Source organism: Niastella soli (assembly GCF_017742245.1).
Classification (GTDB): Bacteria; Bacteroidota; Bacteroidia; order Chitinophagales; family Chitinophagaceae; genus Niastella; species Niastella soli.
In genome coordinates this window covers 2458782-2479326 of record NZ_JAGHKO010000001.1, presented here as the reverse complement: position 1 = coordinate 2479326, position 20545 = coordinate 2458782, and the positions used below count along the sequence as shown (strand labels likewise).

17 protein-coding genes are annotated in these 20545 nt (G+C 43.6%); 3 read left to right on the top strand and 14 right to left on the bottom strand.

Annotation, left to right across the window (positions count from 1 at the left end):
• Positions 1–16: 16 nt before the first annotated feature.
• The 8 genes from J7I42_RS10395 to J7I42_RS10360 all read right to left on the bottom strand — a co-directional run bounded on the left by J7I42_RS10395 (position 17) and on the right by J7I42_RS10360 (position 9541).
• Positions 17–2551 (bottom strand): BamA/TamA family outer membrane protein, encoded by a 2535-nt coding sequence (locus tag J7I42_RS10395; RefSeq protein ID WP_209138711.1) that lies wholly within the window; start codon positions 2549–2551, stop codon positions 17–19.
• Between the two features lie 13 nt (positions 2552–2564).
• The gene (locus J7I42_RS10390) at positions 2565–3431 is read right to left on the bottom strand and encodes a hypothetical protein (protein WP_209138710.1); all 867 of its coding nucleotides are present in this window, start codon (positions 3429–3431) and stop codon (positions 2565–2567) included.
• A 72-nt stretch (positions 3432–3503) separates the two neighbouring features.
• Positions 3504–5561 carry a polyphosphate kinase 1 gene (ppk1, locus tag J7I42_RS10385; protein WP_209138709.1) on the bottom strand — a complete coding sequence of 686 codons (2058 nt, stop codon included), beginning with the start codon at positions 5559–5561 and terminating at the stop codon, positions 3504–3506.
• 13 nt (positions 5562–5574) lie between these two features.
• Entirely contained in the window at positions 5575–6813 is a 1239-nt protein-coding gene (locus J7I42_RS10380; protein WP_209138708.1) for a Pycsar system effector family protein, read from the bottom strand.
• Positions 6814–7160: 347 nt separating this feature from the next.
• Positions 7161–7550: a hypothetical protein gene (locus J7I42_RS10375; RefSeq protein WP_209138707.1), complete on the bottom strand. Its 390-nt coding sequence runs from the start codon at positions 7548–7550 to the stop codon at positions 7161–7163.
• 15 nt (positions 7551–7565) lie between these two features.
• The gene (locus tag J7I42_RS10370; RefSeq protein ID WP_209138706.1) at positions 7566–8099 is read right to left on the bottom strand and encodes a YceI family protein; all 534 of its coding nucleotides are present in this window, start codon (positions 8097–8099) and stop codon (positions 7566–7568) included.
• A gap of 23 nt (positions 8100–8122) precedes the next feature.
• Positions 8123–8695, bottom strand: coding sequence for a YceI family protein (locus J7I42_RS10365; protein ID WP_209138705.1), 573 nt, complete (start codon positions 8693–8695; stop codon positions 8123–8125).
• Between the two features lie 144 nt (positions 8696–8839).
• Complete coding sequence (locus J7I42_RS10360; RefSeq protein ID WP_209138704.1) at positions 8840–9541, bottom strand: DsbA family oxidoreductase; 702 nt, start codon at positions 9539–9541, stop codon at positions 8840–8842.
• A 256-nt stretch (positions 9542–9797) separates the two neighbouring features.
• Here J7I42_RS10360 and J7I42_RS10355 point away from each other — a divergent pair, with 256 nt between their 5' ends.
• Complete coding sequence (locus tag J7I42_RS10355) at positions 9798–10175, top strand: winged helix-turn-helix transcriptional regulator (RefSeq protein WP_209138703.1); 378 nt, start codon at positions 9798–9800, stop codon at positions 10173–10175.
• Positions 10176–10304: 129 nt separating this feature from the next.
• Here J7I42_RS10355 and J7I42_RS10350 read toward each other — a convergent pair whose 3' ends face one another.
• The 6 genes from J7I42_RS10350 to J7I42_RS10325 all read right to left on the bottom strand — a co-directional run bounded on the left by J7I42_RS10350 (position 10305) and on the right by J7I42_RS10325 (position 18252).
• Positions 10305–11429, bottom strand: a complete 1125-nt coding sequence (locus J7I42_RS10350; RefSeq protein WP_209138702.1) for a bile acid:sodium symporter family protein — start codon at positions 11427–11429, stop codon at positions 10305–10307.
• A gap of 87 nt (positions 11430–11516) precedes the next feature.
• Positions 11517–12443, bottom strand: a complete 927-nt coding sequence (locus tag J7I42_RS10345) for an RraA family protein (RefSeq protein WP_209138701.1) — start codon at positions 12441–12443, stop codon at positions 11517–11519.
• 14 nt (positions 12444–12457) lie between these two features.
• Complete coding sequence (locus J7I42_RS10340; protein ID WP_209138700.1) at positions 12458–13720, bottom strand: amidohydrolase/deacetylase family metallohydrolase; 1263 nt, start codon at positions 13718–13720, stop codon at positions 12458–12460.
• Between the two features lie 33 nt (positions 13721–13753).
• Positions 13754–14977, bottom strand: coding sequence for an aminotransferase class V-fold PLP-dependent enzyme (locus tag J7I42_RS10335; RefSeq protein WP_209138699.1), 1224 nt, complete (start codon positions 14975–14977; stop codon positions 13754–13756).
• A gap of 121 nt (positions 14978–15098) precedes the next feature.
• Positions 15099–15569, bottom strand: coding sequence for a RidA family protein (locus J7I42_RS10330; protein WP_209138698.1), 471 nt, complete (start codon positions 15567–15569; stop codon positions 15099–15101).
• A 1042-nt stretch (positions 15570–16611) separates the two neighbouring features.
• A complete protein-coding gene (locus tag J7I42_RS10325) occupies positions 16612–18252 on the bottom strand; it encodes a tetratricopeptide repeat protein (protein ID WP_209138697.1) in 1641 nt (546 codons plus the stop codon).
• A 192-nt stretch (positions 18253–18444) separates the two neighbouring features.
• On the opposite strand from J7I42_RS10325, the gene J7I42_RS10320 reads away from it, so the two are divergent.
• Both J7I42_RS10320 and J7I42_RS10315 read left to right on the top strand, forming a co-directional pair.
• The gene (locus tag J7I42_RS10320) at positions 18445–19140 is read left to right on the top strand and encodes a response regulator transcription factor (RefSeq protein WP_209138696.1); all 696 of its coding nucleotides are present in this window, start codon (positions 18445–18447) and stop codon (positions 19138–19140) included.
• Positions 19140–20519: a HAMP domain-containing sensor histidine kinase gene (locus J7I42_RS10315; protein ID WP_209138695.1), complete on the top strand. Its 1380-nt coding sequence runs from the start codon at positions 19140–19142 to the stop codon at positions 20517–20519. The genes J7I42_RS10320 and J7I42_RS10315 overlap by 1 nt, the downstream gene beginning before the upstream one ends.
• Positions 20520–20545 lie beyond the last annotated feature (26 nt).

Sequence of the window (20545 nt, the reverse complement as noted above, 5' to 3'; positions counted from 1 at the left end):
CAGGTGAATGGCGCCTTTAGAATCTGAAACCCATTCTTATATAGGGATACCAGCCTTCGTTAGAATAACCAACCTGAACCTGAAAAACTGCCATTTGAGCAGGCGCGAAGTATAATCCTCCCCCAACTCCCTGGTGCCATACGTTTGACGATTCATCTTTCACCCAAACCCGGCCTACATCGTAGAAGCCGGTCATGCCAAACTGCCCAGGTAAGATGTAACTGGCAAAGTTAGCCAGCTTTATACGAAACTCAAGATTGTTGTACAACATTTGTTCCCCGGCAAAACGATACTGGCGGAAACCCAGCAGATTATCATGCCCACCTAAAAAAGCTGATTGATAAAAAGCTGATTTACCGAAAGTAACAGCACCGCCTAGCCGTTCGGAAATGACCACCATCCCTTTTCTGCTCAGGTTTTTATACAACCCTATTTCGGGGGTAAGCATTACATATGATTTGGATTCGCTATTCAACCCACTATATGCCTGCGCCAAAAAATTAATATAATGCCCCCTTGTGGGTAAAATAATGTTATCACGTTTATCACGGATCAGGTTAAGCACTACACCAGCATGTGCTTTATCCTGGTGGATGGTATTACTATCGTATGAATTGATCTGGGCAGTTTTATTAATAAACCGCTCGTTGTTGTCGCTGCTGTCTGAATGATAAAACTGCACGGACGGACCGGCACTGAGGGTTGTAAACCGGCTCAGGCGCCAGCGCAGCGCCGGGTTCAACTCGTACAAATTATACCGGGTACGATAATATCTTTTATAATCCCCTTCTTTTATAAATTCCGTTTCATTGCCCCGGCCAAAAAAGTTGCGGGTATTATTGGGTGCAAATATGGTAGCCTGCAACGTTAGGTCTGTTTTTCCAACAGCTTTAAACCATTCGCCCCTGTACCTGAAACGGAAAGCCTTAGTTGAAAAAGAGTGGGCTATCGTAAACGATTGTACACTTCCAAAAGGAAGTTTTCTAAAACCAGGCAGCATTATCTGTAATCCAGCTCCCAGTAATAATCCATCATCGAGGTTGAAGCCCGCTGCTAAAAGTGGTTTTACAATTCGGTAGTTGTTGGTGGCAATAAAAGCAGTGTTGGCGGTGTCGTTTGACAAATGTGTTCTCAAACGGCCTGTTTCCCCAGTGAAGGTAGAGCCGGTTTCCTTTTCATATACACACACTTTTTTACCAGCTTCCTGCACGTGAAAAACCTTGGCACCATCTCCACCAATCAACCGCATTCTTATTTTTTTATTGGTGGTGTTAAGCAACACGCTATCATCCCCATTGCCTATATAAAACCGCAGTTCTTTGGTTTCAGACGGAATGAAGTTCCGGGAAAACAATTGTTCGCCGGTCTTCCCTTTTTTCGACAGTTTATAGATCTCTACCAACATGCCTTTATTGGGCCCATTGGTTACGGTAACCAGCTCGTTTTTATCAGACACCTGGATATCAACCACGCGGCTCAAAAAATAATAATAATCTTCGATTGCCTTTGGCATGTTGGCGCGGCGTGTTTTCATTTTCTGCAACAGTTCGTCATGCCGCATTACATATACCTCCTGTGGCAGGTGGGCCAATGCTTTTTCCAGTACATCATCAGTGAGCAATGCCAGAAATTGATGGGTCAATTGCATCCAGCGATCATGGTCGAGCTGTATTAAAATACGGGAGTTGAGTTTGCGGCTACTGAAGAAAAAGAAGTTTCCTCTTTTGATATCAGGCTTAAATCCCCACAGGAAGGGAGCGATCCATTTGCGGGATGCCAGCGAAGGGATAAAGCCCTCATTCCGGTATAGTGCCTGGTCGCGGTCGCGGGGTATGGCCCTGTATTTTCTTCCCTCTCCTTTCTGTTCATCCACCCAACGCCATTGGTCTTCATGGCGGTCCCAGTCGCCCAGGAACAGGTCGAGCAGGCGGGCCTTGAAGAATTCAATGGTATCAACTGTATTATCGTTGTCTTCGTTGAGGCGTTGCAGCATTTTGAGGGTATTGTCTGAGTTGCCATAGGGCTCTCTTTCTTCCAGCAGGCACATAGTATTGGCAAACTCTTTTTCATACTCGCCCAGGTTTTTATCGGGCGCCACGTAACCTATAATGGGACTGGCATATGGTATATTCGTTACCTGTGATAACTCAGGAACTATTAAGGGTGCATACGGATGCTGGGCACTCATGGCGTCGCGCACCCAGTCGGCCGCGAATGTTTCGCGAATTGCTTCGGGCAATAAGATCTCCGGAAATTTTTCAATACTACGCAACACCCATTCTTTGCCGCTGGCATCTTTCAGGCGTAAGGAATGGGTTTGATGGCCGCCTCCACGTTGGAGCGGTATCAGCCCTCTTTCCGACAGTTTGATCACCGGTAGTTTTACCGGCGTCGCCCATTCCTTGCGGAAATTTTCACCAAATAACCGTCGATGCATTCTGGTAACACTATCGTACGAAGGATGTGCTTTTATAACAGTACTATCTGTTTGTGCGTTTGCAATCTGCGCAGTTAAAACAATCAATGCGAAGTGTAAAAATCTTCTTGACATAGGCTAACCAGGTTTATTTTCCAGTCCAAACAGTTTTTAAAATATTTCCGGAATGCAGATCTCCGCCTTCATTGGATATATACAGATTGCTGTTTTTATCGAATGCTATCCCTTCGGGTTGAATGTACAGGGCTGGATTTAATTTGTACACGGCAGTTACTTTCCAGTTACTATCTGTAACCACTAATATTTTTCCAATGGACGCAACAATGTACCATTCTTTGGTACGGGGGTTCTGTGCCAGGGCGGATGGTCGGAATTCTATTTTTTTGCCACCGAGGACCTTATCAATATCTTTTACATCTACAGTGAAGTTACCTTGCTGGCTGACCTGTCCTTCGGTATTAAGCTGCAAGATATATCCTTTTGCAATTTTCTTATCATTTTCATCCGGACAGTTCTTGCACAGTATATATATCAACCTGCTCGCTTCATCGGCATACATGGCTTCATATTCTCCTTTTGGCAACAGGTCTTTCCATTCCACCACGCTTGCCGATTCTTCCTGATGAAGATCAGTAAAGGGGAAGGTGAACAGCAGGCCATTGCTGCGTAACATGATAACAAAACCATTGGAGATGGCTATATCTTCATAATCGCCATGTTTGCCAAATTTGAAAACCGTGGCATGATGATCGCCCGGTTTCAGGTAAAACACTTTTCCATCTTCATCCTGTTCTGCATATACGGTATCGGGGTTTCCCTTATAAAAAGCAATACCAGAGATCTCCTGCAAACTGGTAGGCATCACAATCTTCTGCGGCGTATTGATATTATACCCTTTTGGACCGTCAAATTTCCGTTTTTGTGAGCAGGCAGTTGACAATGTAACAAAACCTGCCATCATCAACACAGCCGGTATTATCTTTTTAGTTTGCATAAACAGTTTTATTTAAGTCTGCCATTTGCGCCTTGCGCCACCGCTTCAGCGGCGAAGCGAGGCTCGCCTTCGCTAAAGCTTCGGTGAAGCGAGGCCAGACAGATAATTATAGATCGCCTGTTGCGAGTACACTAATTCCGTTTCTTTGGGCATTGGAACATTGTTCAGCAGCTGGTCAATTTGTACAGCCTGCCCATTATCCTGCAATTGCAGCTGTAACAGGGTTAACACCTGTTTTTTAATGGCTTCATCATACACCGGAAAACAAACTTCAATGCGGCGGTAGATATTCCGGTTCATCCAGTCTGATGAGCCCATGTATAATTCGGGTATGCCGTTGTTGTGAAAAACAAATATCCTTCCATGTTCCAGGTACCTGTCAACAATCCGGGTTACCGTAATATGCTCACTTAGATCAGACACCCCGGGTTTTAAACAACAAATGCTTCGCACGATCATGCGGACCTTCACCCCAGCCTGTGAAGCCTCATACAGCTTCTTTATTAAAACTTTTTCTTCCAGGTTGTTCATCTTGATGATGATGGCTGCTTCTTTTCCCTGACGGGCATTTTCAATTTCCCGGTCAATCATTTGCAGGAACCGCTGCTGCAGGTTGAATTGCGCTACCAGGATCTGGTTAAACGTAATAAGGCCGGGATTACCGGCTTTTTTCCGGTGCCCCAGGAAGATGAACAACAATTCCATTTCACGCAGGATCTCCGGATGGGCAGTGAAAAGGATATGATCGGTATAAAAGCGGGCGGTGCTTTCGTTCATATTGCCCGTTGCCAGCAAGCCTACATATGAAATGCGGTTTTCTTTTTTCCGTTTTACCAGAGCTATTTTAGCATGTACCTTCAGCGAAGGGGCACTGTAAATAATTTTCACCCCCGCTTCTTTCATCCTTTTTGCCCAGCGAATGTTATTGGCTTCATCGAAACGGGCTTTTAGCTCTACCAGTACCGATACTTTCTTCCCGTTTCGGGCCGCGCTTACCAACGCATTACCAATGCGGCTATCACTGGCAATACGATACAGCGTTACATATATTTCTGTTACTGCAGGATCAACTGCTGCTTCATTAAAAAACCGTAATACCATGTCGTACGACTGGTATGGCGGATGCAACATGAGGTCTTTCTTCTCTATTTCTTCAAATAACGACAGGGTGCCATCTCCCATCTTTACGGCAATGGCAGGCCATCGTTCATAACTCATCGATGCATCTTTTGCGGGAAAGGAACCCAGGTCCTTCAGGTTGTGATAATGGCCGCCCTGTACAATCATGGCATGTTGAAGTTTCAGGGCCATCGTTAATAAACGCAGATGTTCATGTTGAATACCGGGCTCATGAAGCAAACGGGTAGCTAACCCAAAATCGCGTTTGGTTAGCTGTTCTTCGATTTTGCGGGCAATATCGCCAGCGTAATCATCTTCCACTTCCAGCTCGGCATCGCGGGTTATTTTGAAACTATAACACCCTTTAATAACGGTATGTTTGAAAATGGCAGAAAGATTATCTTTTATAATATCATCAAGAAAAACAACAAACTGTTCATTATCTCTTTTTACGGAGTAGAACCGCGGCAGGTTATCTGATGGAATGTTGATGATCACCAGTTCATCAAATCCTGCTTCGCCTTCTATCACTATCAGCAGGTAGATCTTATTATTCTCAGGAAAGAACTTTATGCCCGATATGGAAAGGTACACGGGTTGAAGAAAGGCCATTACCTGGGTATAGAAATAATCCGACACCTCCTCTTTTATGGCCGCGGGGACGGGCTCATTATATAATAAATGAATGCCCTTCTCCTTTAGCAGGGGTAATATTTCGGTAGTAAAAATAGTCCCGAACCGCTCCTGCTGCTGATTGATTATTTCTATTATCTGCAACAGCACGTCTCTTTTGGCGTGTTCGGCTATTTCATCATCGCCTTTTGCATGTAGTTTTTCCAGGGCCAGCACAGCAGGCATGCGTACCCGGTAAAACTCGTCGAGGTTGGAAGAATAGATAGATAAAAACTTAATGCGCTCCAGCAAAGGAACGCTTTCGTTTCCTGCTTCTTCCAGCACTCTTCCATTAAATGCGAGCCAGCTTAGGTCTCTATCGAAAAATTCTGATTGCATGCTGTTACCAGTTTCAAGTAGTTACTATGGCGGCAATGGAAAAAGCGATCACGGATACGATCAACCCGTACATGAACACATTATAGGAGATGCGTAAACGCTGGTATTTTGTTCCCAGCACCACGCCTTGCGAATATACGTCCTTGATAAGGCTGCGGTATAAAAAGTCACGGTCGTCCATCATCTGCAACATCCCCGCGGTATAATCCTCCATGCTCATTTTAAAGAAGTTACCGAAAAAGAGCAGGTTTACCTGTTTTTCGTTAATATCGGTTTGTGTAAAGGTGCCCCGGGGAATATTGGGCCGTGTAGCCAGTATGGCAAACACAATAGTGACCAGGCTAACGGCCAACAGCAGCATGGCGGGTACCGTGTATTGGGGAAATTGTTCCAGGTTCTTCAATAATACACTAAGCAGTACCGAAATAATGATCGAATTCACCGAGATCATAATATGTGCCTTGCTGTCAGCCATATCGCTTAGCCGCTGGTGGTTGCCCGATGTTATGCGAAACATGGTCTCTATACCCCGCTCAGGACGGTTCTTACGTTTTGACTTATCTAACCCATCTTCCTCAGGGATGAGGGGTTTTATTTTTGATTTAACTACCGGTGCCTGTATGGGCTGAATAGTATTTTTTATTTCCGGGTTTTTCTCAGCTACCTTCTCCCTTAGCTTTTCCAGGTGTTTCGCCTTGGTATCATTCAGCAGCAGCTGACAATAGTCAGTATGATAGTGATGGCTTTCAAGCAGGCGGATGGTCTTAATACGCCATTCCTCCTTGCTGATATCAATATTATGTAATGCGATGAACTCTTTACGCATTGCTTTATTGGTCTCCGTAAACCGGGACGTTCCTAAATGGAACAGATCGGCATCGGCCACAATTTTCTCCAGTAAGGTGGAGGGGCTTTGTGGCAGTTTGGTAGCTCTTATACAATTGCCTACGGTTTGAATAGTGGTCTCATCTATGATCCGCTGTCTTTTCAAAAAGGCCGCTGCTTCTTCGGCGCCTTTTTCTTCGTGGCGGGCGGGATCGGTATAATATCCAATGTCGTGAAACCAGGCGGCCGTTACCACTACAAAATAATCCAGGTCGCTGAGGCGGTAGTGGTTGGCAATCTCAATAGCTGCATTCACTACGTTTTCGGTGTGCGCCAGGTTATGATAAATTAATTTATCATTTGCATGGGTATGGAAAAAGGAAATTACGTATTGCTTTATCTCATCCAGTAACGTGTAGTAATTCATATGAGGAAATCTTTTACTGTCTACAAGTATTTAACAAATATAATCAGCTAAAACTATTTGTACAGCTATTGAGAATTATGTCTGTACAGCCAAAGGTAGGTTCATTTATCATTTAAGTATGCACCGGGGATGGTTGGGGCATAAAAAAAGCGTCCCGATGCTATCGGGACACTTTGAGCAGTATTTATCTATTTATTATCGTGTATGGAGGAAAAAATTGGCCGGAAGCATACAACTATCATCCGTTTACTAGTTCCATTCTTATACCTGCATCTTCTTAAAAACACTTCCGGCCTCGCCTTTTCAGGCTTACATCAACAGCCCGTTTGATCCGCCAGCTGGCGGATTTATTTCTTTATAAACAGGGGTCTCAACGTATACCAGCCCAATGCAGGAAAGAAGTGCATGGGTATGGCTAACCCCGGGAAAAATTCCGGACTTTCAAATTCAAGGGGAAACTTATAGGCTATGGGCCCCAGGATAGTCACAAAACTCACTATAGTTAAGACCAGGTTGAAAATGATCTCACCATAGCGGGGCAGCCATTTGGTCAATATTCCATAACCGGTAGATGCCAGTAAACCGCCCAGTATACAAATAAGAAACACGGTAACAGGTTTTATAGTACCTGAAAAATCGATCTCATTTGTAGTGAAATAAACCTTTTGATAGATCAATGATGCCACAGCGGCCAACACCCCCGAAATCAACCCCAGTAATAATAATCTTTTAAACATACTATTTGTGGTTTATTAGCCCTTGGTAACCGGAACAGCTACGTCAATTTTTATCTGTTCCCCAACATCGCCACCGGGTTTACCGATCTTGAAATCGGAGCGGTTTACGGTAAAGCTGCCATTGAAGGTAGCGCCGGCGCCTGCTTTTTTAAAGGTAAAGGGTATGGTATACTCTTTTGTTACGCCCTTTATAGTCATGTCGCCGGTTACCTGGTAAGCTGCTCCTGCTTTTACAATCTTTTTAGATGTGTATTTGATAGCAGGGTACTTGGCCGCATCGAACCATTCTGCACCTTTGGCGTGTTTGTTCTGCAGGCCGTTACCTGTATTAATAGAGTTTACATCAATTGTTACATCAAATTTTGAGGCAGCAGGATTTTGCTCATCAAAATCAATATTGCCGGAAAAGGTCTTAAAGATCCCGGCTACTTCACTGCTCGAAAATTTGATACTGTATTTATCAGTGATAGCCCATTTTTGAGCTACGCTGAAGGCGAACACTGCTGTAATAGTCAGCAGTGTTGCCATAGAAAAGATCAGCTTCTTCATATTCTAAATCTTGTTGAAACTAATTAGTCTTGTGCGAATTCAGCGGTAGCGGCCAGATTAACATTGTCGCTTACCATTACAGAAGGTAAAGCCGGAGCTACACCGAAATCTGTACGTTTGATTGTACCGGTGATCTTGAAAGCTGCAATTGGCTTTTTAGTTTGTGGATGAGTCGCAGTTCCGCCCAATACAACATCCAGTACAACTGGTTTTGTTACACCATGCAGGGTAAGGTCACCAGTTACTTTGTATTTCTTGTCGGCCACTTTTTTCCATGAAGTGCTTTTGAAAGTCAGCTTAGGGAATTTTTCAGCGTCGAAGAAATCAGCAGATTGCAGGTGTTTGTCGCGTTGCTCGTTATCGGTATTGATGCTGTTGATATCAGCAGAAAATTCAACCGCGGCATCAGAAAAATCAGGTTTAGCTGAAGTTACTTTGCCATCGATGCTGTTGAAGGTTCCACCCAATTCTGCTACCTGCAGGTGAGTGAAGTTAAAACCAATTCTTGAGTGTGATTTGTCTACTGACCAGGTTTGTGCAAATGTTGCTGCAGATGAAAATAATAAGGCTGCTGCGATGATAGTTGCTTTTTTCATGTTTCTATTGTTTGAGTATTTAATGTATTGATAATAATATCCCTTTAACCTTTCCAAATTTCAGGTTTGGAAAAATTACATATGGCTAAACGTGGGGGGCAATCGCTTACAATAAGCGTTTAGGGGGGCGCAAATATAAAAATCTTATTTGCAATCGCCATCAGAAGAACAAACTTCTCCTTCGATGGTTGTGAATTTAGTATTTTCTTTTTTCCATTCCGAATAGGAACGTTCCAGCGCTTGTACAAAAACGTCTTTAGCCTGGGCGCCAGATACGGCATACTTGCGGTCTATCACAAAAAACGGCACACCGCGTACGCCAATAGCTTCGGATTCTGCAATGTCCTTATATACTTCTTTTGTATAATCTTCATTTTCCAATGCCTGCTTCACCGCCGTGCCATCCAAACCAATTTCTATTCCTAATTGCACTAAAGTGTCGTAATCTGAGATATTTTTTCCGTCTGTAAAGTACGCTTTGAACAGACTTTCTTCTGCCGCATCGCCTTTGCCCAGCTTTTTAGCCAGGTGCGCGAAACGGTGCGCATCGAAGGAATTGGCCACCACGGCTTTTTCAAAATTATAGGTCAACCCTTCCTGGGCCGCCATGTCGGTTACATAATTGTTCAACTCTTTGGCTTTTTCTAAGGAAAAGCCTTTGCGCTCAGCCAGGTATTGATCTATGCTTAGGCCTGGCTCATATTGTAGGTCGGGGTTAAGCTGAAAACTTTTCCATTCAATTTCAATGTCATCTTTAAAAGGCAGTTCCTGCACCGCATTTTCAAATCTCCGTTTGCCGATGTAGCAAAACGGACACATCACATCTGACCAGATCTCTACTTTCATAATTATTTATTTTCCGCATCCCTAGTTCCCTGGTATTGACATAGCTCGTTATCTATTAGCTACTTATAAATGTTTGGTTGGGTCAATTTCACGAAAACTTGTGATACTTATTTTTATGTTTTAACTTGCATCCTTTAAGAGTCTTACTCTCTTTTGGAGAGTCAAAGCTAAGAAGTAAGTTAATACCAACAAAGAAGTTACTTGTAGGAAAGTAACTAACATAGAGGGAAGTAATACTGATTATCAATGTTTAGACATGAAGAATTGTACTGAAAAAAAATCTGAACATCTTAATTGTTCGATCCGCCAGATCCTGGACCGCTTTGGTGACAAGTGGAGCATTTTGATCATTTCCACCCTGGGGCATGTTGGCAAACAGCGGTTTAATGAGTTGAACCAGCAGATTGGCGATATTTCGCAGAAAATGTTAACGGTAACCTTACGATCGCTGGAAGCGGATGGGTTGATCTCCCGCACCCTGTATCCGGAGATCCCTCCCCGCGTAGAGTATGAATTGACTGATCTGGGCAGAAGTTTATTACCGCATATTGAGCAGCTGGCATTATGGGCCGAGCAACATATGGAGACGATCTTGAAGAATAGAGAGAAATACGCCTCTCAAAAGGTAAGCTAGTCTAAATTGCAACAACGTGGTTTTGAATAGCAGTTATTAGGTTAATATGTTCTTAGGTTTTTGGGTTCTTTTGTTCCCTATTCAACCTAATAACTTATGAACCTACGAACTTAATAACCTTTCAGCCTACTACTCCCCTTGCACCGCCTGTAAACCTTCGGTACTAATAACATTACGGTCCCTCTCTTTATCAACCGGTGGATTCCGGTGCCAGTAAGACGCCAGTATTGAACCGGTGATATTCATTAAGGGGCCAAAGATAGCGGGCGCCAATCCTAAGGTTGCTGCCTTTCCCATTTCCTTTGCGAGGCCAGATGCCAGTCCGCCATTTTGCATACCCACTTCAATAGCAATGGTGCGTGCATCGCGCTCAGGCAATCCGAATAACTTTCCTATCCAGAAACCAAACAAATAACCGGTCGTATTATGAATGAGGGCGCAAATGATCAGGGCCGGACCGATCACGATCAGGTTATTGCGGCCAGCCGCCACAATGATCACTATAATAAATGCAATGCCGAACATAGAGATCAGCGGCATGATCTTGTCTAGCCAGGTAACCTTTCCTTTAAAGAAGCGGTTGAACAATAAACCAGCCCCAATAGGCAGTACTACTATTTTAATGATATCCCACATCATAGCCAACACATCTACTTTTATGAATTGCCCGCCCAGCACTTTCATCCATAAAGGCGTTAAAAAAGGTGATAAAAGGGTAGCAATAGCCGTTAGGGTAACCGACAACGCTAAATTGGCATTGGCCAGGTACGACATAACGTTGGAAGCCATTCCACAGGGCATACTGCCGATCAATACAACACCGGCAGCAATTTCGGGCGGGAAATTAAACACCCGCGCCAGCGTATAACCGGCAAGTGGCATAAAGGTGAAGTGCCCGCATAATCCAATCAGCACCGCTTTGGGCATTTTTATAACACCGGCAAAGTCTTTAACCCCCATTTCAGTACCCATCCCAAACATGATGATCTGTAACAAAGGCGTAAAAAGCGACGCCAGCTTTACGCCACCCCAGGTTGAAAAATATTGCGGATAATAAAGTGCGGTTGTAACTGCTGCAAAGATCAGCATGGTGAAAGAAAAACCTTTCAAGGTGTCATATGCCCTGAAACCGATGGATAAACTTAGAAAAAAAGCGATCAGCCAGGGGCCTGCAAACGCGTTGCTATCAAATACACTGAATACAATAAAAGCTATTAAACATACAGCAGCGATTGGCAGTGCAATCTTTGTCATGGTTCGTACTGAAATGTGGGTGGTCAAAAGACAATTTTCAATGGTGAAAGATGTTTTTTATAAGCGTTAGGTTGCATGAGCGGGCACTTACCATGTTCGTTTCTTCATATATTCATCCAGTTGGGCGCGGGTCATGGGAATTTCGTTAGGGTTCTTTTGTAACCAGTCAAGAAAATCCTTCTTTATTGTATCAGTCCATTGGTTATCGATCTGCCCCGGCGTGTACTTTCCCGCCTTCAGCATGCTGATGCCAAATTTGTCTTTCAAAATGATAAATTCCGCCGTCACGATCACCATTTCGGCCATATGGGCCGGAATGAACAGCACACCGCCCTTTTTGCCAATCACCAGGTCGCCGGGCATTACCATCGCATGTCCGATACGGATGGGCGTGTTCAGCCCCATCAACACTTCTTCTTTCAAATAGGATGGGTCCCAGTCACGGACATACGCGTTGAATCCTTTTATTTCTGACAGGCCTTCCAGGTCGCGGGCGGCTGCGTCAAAAACCACGCCATTGCCCGATCTGCTGTAAATTGCATTACCTAAATTACTCCCGATCAGGGTCCCACCCGAAATTTTCCCAAAGCCATCAGCTACATACACATCGCCTTTCGTCAACATATCAATGGGCCATGCATTGGTATTACCAATCCGGCCATGCTGATGACCTCTTTCTTTTATGTTCTTTTCCACATCGGGTCGACTGGGCATAAAACAGGCCGTTAAGGCCCGGCCGACTACCGGGGTGTCAGTGTGCACCATTTTCCAGCTGCCTTCATACTGGCAGGTATATCCCTCATTGTTCAGGATCGTCCAGGCATCCTCAATGGCAATATTGCGGGCACGGCGAATAAGGTCATCCGGGATCTTCGGTCGGCCATCAGGAAAACGTTCCCCCTTCCATGCTGCTGTTAAAAATATCAGTTCATCGCGCGACATGGTTTGCGCGTGCGAAGTCATTGTAAACAGACCTATCAGCCAAACAATCGTTATTATGAAAATCCGCTTCATGATAAGTTACTAGTTTAATGTCCGCCGACGCCAGTTTTATTAGTTACTATAGGGGCGGCTATTCCATCGAGGTCATACACAATTTTTCCGCCTTTTATAGTCATTTCACATTCCAGCTTTTGCGTGCCCGTTACTTTATATCCTGTATAATCGAAATAACCGAATTTGCCCGTGCGAATACCCAGGATGGCAATGTCGGCAATAGCGCCTTCGGATAAATGTCCTAATTCTTCATGTTTTATTTCCTGGGCAGGGTTCCAGGTAACAGCCTGAATAACGCTTTGAAAGTCCATACCAACGCTCATGAGCTTCGACATAACATTCAACAGGTCTTTCATGGCAGCGTTCATGCTATTGGTATGAATATCGGTGCTGATGGAATTGGGATAGAACCCACTTTTAATGGCGGGCATTGCTTGTGAGAAGGCAAAACTGATAGAACCATACCCAACGTCAAACATGATCCCCTTCTTTCTTGCTTCCAGCACAAAAGGTTTTACTTTTTGGGTATTTACATCCACTACGGGTTCGCGGTCGCGCAGCTGACCAAAGCAGTGCGTAAAAATATCACCGGGCCGCAGGTGTTTTACAAACAGCTCTTCGATTGACAGGGGCGGATTGCTGCCGCCAAAGTCAATCATCACCGGAGTATTGGCCGTGGTACCGGCTTTAACGGCTTCATCAATTGGTGTCCATTCACTACCAACATAATGCGCCACTTTTATCCCTACCACGTAATCGTGAAAACGCTTCGCCGTCATGCCGGTAAGTTTACCATCCATGTCTTTGACGTCCTGTTCGTATACGCCACCTCGCATACCTTCGCCAACGATATTTATAAAGGCGAGTACCCGGGTTTGCGACAGATCAATGACCTGCTTTTTAAAAAGAGGGAAATTGCGCCAGCCTGAGCTCCCGGCATCTACAACAGTAGTAACCCCATTTTTGAAAGTAAAGGCATCGGGTATAACGGCCAGGGGACCATTGCTGTAGGCGCGATCGGCATCGGTGCCATAAAAGACATGCACATGCGCGTCTATCAGCCCGGGTGTTACATACAGTCCATTTGCATTTACAACCTGAGTGGCCTTTGTGGTATCGATGTTTTTTGCCACCCTTACTATTTTGCCGTCATTAACCGCAACATCCAATACTTCATTTATATTATTCTTCGCATCAATTACATGACCACCTTTTATAACCAACGCATAGTTTTGCGCTGTTGAGAGATGCCAGGCAAACGTTAACAAAAAAAGAAAGATCCTGGGTTTGATCATTGGTTTGGAGTTTGATAAGGTGGGGAATCATTTTTAACCTACTGCTTTCAACAACTCTTCCTTTATTCTGCCAGCCACAATTTTCTCCTGTCCGGGTTTCAACATCCAAACAGTAACAGTGATGCTGTTGTCCTTTACCCCACCAATCTCGATAGAAGGAATGCCACTGCGTAATTTCTCCTGCAGGTCTTTCCCTGATAACTTCACTTTGCCTGCATCCCATGCTATTTGTAAAGTGGGTGTTACATTACCTAGTGCCGGCACGGTGATACTGGTAGTTACGCCGCTTACAGATTTGGCAGCATTGTCAATTACGGCAGTGGCAGTTTCCCAGGCTTTCCATTCTTTATCGTGATCTTCTTTTATGTATTTATCAAGGGCCACATACATGCCCAGGATTTCTTCTTTATTTACTTTAAAACCCCGGCCGATATTAAAACCACGGGGTGGCATATGCAGGCGGGCGGCTGCAATGATCTCCTTCTTTCCCATCAGTAACCCGGCACTTTGCGGACCACGGATGGCTTTACCACCGGAGATCACTACGAAACTAAATCCCATGTCATTGAACTTCCACAGGTTTGAAACAGGCGGTACATCGGCTGCTATATCAATAGAAGTGGGGATGTTGTGTTTGCGGCCAAGCGCTACCCATTCTTCCTGATTTATTTTACCCTTGTCGGCTTCTATATTTAAAAAGTGTAACAAGGCGGTTCGTTCATTAATGGCTTGTTCAGCTTCTTCAGCGGTTTCTACATAAATGAGCTTACAGCCGGTGTTCTTTAAAGCATGGTTATATACAATTTCATGTGCTTTTTGAATGATCACTTCCGATCTCATTCCGGTACCATCGAGGTGCGGCAGTTGCGCTACTTTCTTTTGGTCCATCCCCGTTAAAATACCAGCCAGCCCCAATGTCATACCTGAAAAGGCCCCGGAGGTAACCACAGCAGCTTCAGCATGCACCAGGGTGGCGATCTTCTCCCCTACTTTATCCTGCAATTCATCTAACATACAAAACTCGGTGGCAGCGCTTTGAATAATATCGAGTACGTAATCGTGCATCAAAGAACCCGTCATGGCAGTATAGGTACCTGCCGCATTTATAAAGGTGCGAACACCCAGTTCTTTAAAAACATTTCGCTTTTCAGCGGGCGGGTTTGCGGGTGCGGCATTGGCAGTTGACCAGGGAATAATGGCGGCGCTGCCAGCATATGGGATCAGTGAAAACAACTTGATCAATTCTCTCCGTTGCATACAGGTAATATGTTTACTGTCCGCCCGGATGCCGATGGAGCGGAGCAATCATTAAGGAATCTGTTTGATTGGATCGGAATTTTTGAATAGTTGTTTGTGGTTTATAGTTCAAACCACAAATCTATACGTAGGCGATGCAATCTATTTCAACTAAAGAATCACCCGGCACGCCGCCCTTGGCAACGGCCACGGTAGTACGAACTGGCGGTTTTTTTCCAAAACGGCCTCTATATACTTCATTCATTTCTTTATAATCCTTGATATCATCAAGGTATACATTCACTTTCAACACTTTTTCCATAGAAGAGCCAGCTGCCAGCAATTCTTTTTCCAACATTTTCAACACATGATCGGTATGTGCCTTAATGTCGCCGGCAAAATGGGCGCCTATGCCTGCCAGGAATACCATTCCATTGAATTTGATAGCGGTTGAGAAAAGCGGCACCTCCTGGTCGTCTGTTACTACATTAAATACTTCTTTTTCATTGGGTTTGCCGGAAGTGGTTTCGGCTTTTGCGAATAATCCCAATCCTATTGTTCCAGCAACAGAAGCAAACAGTTTTTTCAATGCATTTCTGCGTTCAGCTATCATGTGTGATGCGCTTTTTTTAGTGTTAATAATGGTAATAGACCCAGCTGGAATTACTCCCACTAATTTAGTCCTATCCACCAAAACTGCAAAAAATAAGTACAATTAATTGCAAATTATTTGCAATTAATGCGGATACATCGGTTCAGCAGGCATGGTTTAGGGCATTTTACGCTAACACCTGACAGCAAAACGCAAATTTTGCAACTCCTATAAAATCAACACCTCTTTTTTATATCGGCGCTTTAAGTGCGGTGCAGTAATAAAAAAAAAGGCGACCGGAGCGGTCACCTTTGGTTTTTCATATAATAAGTTCAGCTGTGGTTTATGCAGCAGCCATGAGTTACTATGGCTGCAGATATGGGATTTACAGATTATAAAGCTGACCTTAACCAATACAGGATGTACATGGTGCTACTACTATTATATTTTAGGCGTTCTCATAGGTTCTATTCCTTATATAAAATAATGTTATTCATTTGCACACCTTTCCTGGTGCGAACATGAGTTCACAAAAATTGATGTATAATGTATGGACAAGATAAGGCGTAGGCCACAAGTTCATTTGCAGCTAATAATAAAGGACATACGAATTAGGGCGGGGGCTAATTAAAATGATTCAAAGCTATATTTATCGGGAGGGGAATCTGGTTGTATATACTTACGGTTGAAACGGGACGGTTGAAGGAAAAGTAGGTTTAAGCAATAACAGGAAAGAGTGGTTAATGTATTTGGGTGTTCAAATTTAGAATAAATATTGAAATAAAAAATAATTGTTATACGCTCTCAGAAAAAATTTACATCTTTTTATGATGTTTTTTTAAGCACTCCTTACTAATCTTCAAGCATATGACGATTGAGCAAATTTGCTATCACACTTTGAGTTATAAAAAATAATCATAGTCAAATAGTGAATAAAACGACAATTGCGTTGTAAACTTTTCGCTATAAAATAAAAATGGTGAGCCATCCGACAAGCGGACAACTCACCTATGACCTGTAGAAAAAGAGCGATTACAACAGGAGTTATCCAATCATTCCCGTTTTATTTGCCGGTCCCTGTTGTGCTGGTATTATTATCAGCAGCCATCTTTTTCTCGAGCACAGTAATATATTGTTGTGCATCTTTATTCGCCGGATCTATTGCCAGGATCTTTTTTAAATTGTCTGTTGCCGATCTATAATCTTTAACCTGGTTGGTTTGATAGGCAGCCAGGTAACCATAGGCTTCAATCAGCCATTTTTTGTTTGTATTGTTGGTTGACTCTTTATCGATCATGGAGATCAACTGGTTATACCAGCGAATAGCGGCCCCTTTCTCCATTGTTGAATCACTCAATGAATTCACGCGGGCACGCCAGTAATATCCAAATGCCTGGTCAGGATATTTTTGAATGTAGGTACCAAACACGGTATCTGCCTGTTGATAAGCCTCCGCTTTGAAATTGGCAATACCCCAGTTGAACAGATCGATGTTGGTTGCCTTGGGATTGTCTGTGTAAAACATGCCCAACCATTTTGCCTGGTTCAAATAGTCTTTTTGGCCTTTATATAGATCTGACAACTTCTTATAAAAATGAAATTTATCAGGCTGGTCTTTTGCCATTTCCACCGTTTTCACATAATAAGCAATCGCTGAATCTTCTTTGCCATCAACGCTGGCATACAGATCGGCCATTACTTCATAGTCCTTAACCACCAGATTGGTATCCACTTCTTTTGAAAAATACCGGTTCATACTGGTCATTGCACTGGCCGAATCTTTCATCCCCAGGTAACTATAAGCCATTAATTTATACAAACGTGGCATTGAATCACCATTGTTACGGCCAAGCAATTGCTGCGCATTGGTAATGGCCTCCTGGTATTGTTTGTTCAGGTACAACAGATCGGTGTATAGCACATCATTGCTTCTGGCAGGATCGCTTTTGGCAACGTACTGTTTGAAATACTCCATAGCCTTTTGCGGCTCGGTAAAATAATAATGGTAGTACAGTTCGTACACTGCAGGCGCGTAGTTGCTATCCGCCTCCAGCACCTGGTTAAAATACTTCAGGTACATTTCGGGATTCTTTTGCGAAACGAATATTTTCCCCATGCGATACAATGCCGCCCCATACTTTCCATCTTTGTCCAACGCCATCATATACGATTTGTATGCGTCTGAACCATTTCCCAGCTTGCGCTGGGCATCGCCAAGCATTGTAAAAAGGGCCGGATCTTTCTTTTCTCGGTCTATGGCTTTGTTCAGAAGCATTACAGCATAATTGGCGTCGCCGCTTTTGGCAACTATTTGGGCATTGGCGATGGCAGATAAGATCGCTGCATTTTTTTCCCGGGTTTTATCTAATGCCTGGTCAAAATAATAGGTAGCACTGTCTTTATTCCCTTTATGTAACAGGTAACTGCCATAAGCAACCTGATAAAATGGCTCCCCCTTAAGGGAAGCTGGAGCCTGAGTAAGCAAATTTTCAAGTGGTGCAGGATTGTCTGAACTCAAATAGGCCTTTGACAACAGATACCACCCTTCTGCATTCGCCGGGTCGGCTTTCACAATCTGTTGCAGCAATTCTTCAGCACTTTTATATCGCTCATAATAAATGAACTTTTTTGCATCCTCACTATTTTGTGATACGGCAACCAATGAGGTTATAACGCACAAGAAGAGAAGAGTTCCTTTTTTCATCAGCATTTCTTTAAAATCGTTTTTAACTTATTGTCAAACTTATTTCGTGTGAATTAGGTCACGCTTAATCCCAAATTAGAAGTGGATTAGAACTCTCTCATTCCGCCAATTTTCTGCAGTCATAATTGATAAATTTTGAAATTGTAACTTAGATTGCGCATTGCGTGTAATTGCACACAGTTATAATAGGTTATGGAAGAAACGAAAATACTGGTCGTTGAAGACGAACAAAAAATTGCCGACACCTTAAACGTGGGACTTTCAGAAAATGGTTACCATGTGGAAGTGGCTTATGATGGTAAAATAGGTGAGCGGTTATTTTTTATGCATGGTTTTAACCTGGTGATCCTTGATATTAATCTGCCGGGGATAAATGGGTACGAACTGGCCAAAATTATAAGAGCCCATAATACGCATATCCCCATCATTATGCTAACATCTCTAAGCACCCTGAACGATAAAATGGAAGGGTACGATGCCGGCACGGATGATTATATTGTGAAACCCTTTGAGTTCAAAGAATTGCTGGTGAAAATAAGGGTACTGTTGAAACGTACTATGAACCAGAACGTGCCGGTTGGTAATATCTTAAAGGCAGCCGATCTGAGTATGAACCTCGACAGTAAGGAAGTGCGCCGGGGTAACGACATCATTAACCTGACCGCCAAAGAATTTCAATTGCTGGAATACCTGTTACGAAACAAGAATAAAGTGGTGTCAAGAGCAGCCATTGCGGTTAATGTGTGGGATATTGATTTTGACACCAACACGAATATCATTGACGTATACATAAGTTACCTTCGCAATAAAATTGATAAGCCGTACGAACGTAAACTGATCCAAACCCACGTTGGCATGGGGTATATTTTAAAGGAAAACGAACGCTGATGCCTGTAAAACTGCGCATAACATTATTGTTCTGTCTAATTGTATTTGTGATCCTGGCCATGGTATGCGCAACTGCTTACTATTTTCCGTATACGGCACGCACCAATAATATAAAAACGCGATTGACCAACCGTGCCATTACCCTTGCGCGGCTTTTGAAACAGTCGCAGGTATTTGATCGAAACCTTATTCGTAAAATTGATTCTTCCACTTCCAACAACCTTAAAGACCAAACTTTTCAGGCGTACGACTATCGCAATGAAAAGATCTACAGCTATAGCGACGCCCCAAGCGATACCCTGGTTGTTGACACGGCCATCCTTGATGATGCCCGGATTAAAGGCACCATTTTTTTCAAACTGGGCAATAAGGAAGCCGTCGCCTATCATTATACCAATGCCACCACCCGCATTGTGGTGATCACGGCAGCTTATGATAAGGATGGGAAGGCCAATATCAGGACCTTGTCGAACGTGTTACGCTTCAGCTTTTTTGCAGGCATCATTATCGCGTTTGTAGGCGGGTATTTCTTTTCAGGCAGGCTATTGCGCCCCATTAAGGAAATTGCCGATGACGTAAATGAAATAACCGCCCAGAACTTTGCCCGGCGAATCAGCACCGGCTCTGTAAAAGATGAATGGCATTATTTGTCGGAAACACTAAATCAGTTGTTGAACCGGTTACAAGACAGCTTCGAGACCCAGCGCCGTTTTGTATCCAATGCCTCGCATGAACTTTCCACTCCATTAACGGCTATCAGCAGTCAGTTGGAAGTATCCCTGCAAAAGAATCGGGAAGCCCAACAATACCGGATTGTAATGGAATCTGTTTACCAGGATGTTCGACATCTGAGCAAATTAACCCAAACGCTGCTTGAGTTTGCGCAGGCTTCAGGTGACGCGGGCGGATTGAACATCAGTCCTGTGCGTATGGATGAGATCCTGATGAGTTTGCCTGGAGAAATGAAAAAAAGCAATTCCGATTACCTCGTAACCCTCTCGTTCAATGATATGCCTGCTGAAGAAGAAAAACTGATCGTCTTTGGCAATGCGGAGCTCTTATTTACCGCTATTAAAAACATTGTTTCGAATGCCTGTAAATATTCGGAAGATCATAAAGCTATCATCAGACTGCAGGCAGAAGAGGAAACGATCACTATTTCCATTACAGATAAAGGAATGGGTATTCCTGAACCAGAACTAAAATATATCTTCCAGCCTTTTTACCGGGTAAATACCACTTCACACCAAAGCGGATTTGGGCTTGGCCTTTCATTGGCCTATCGTATTATAAAATTGCATAAAGGAACCATTAACGTATCGTCTACACCTGGCCAGGGTACTGAATTTGTGATCATTATACCCACAGCTAAATTCTAATAAACTTCTAACACCTAATTAATTGC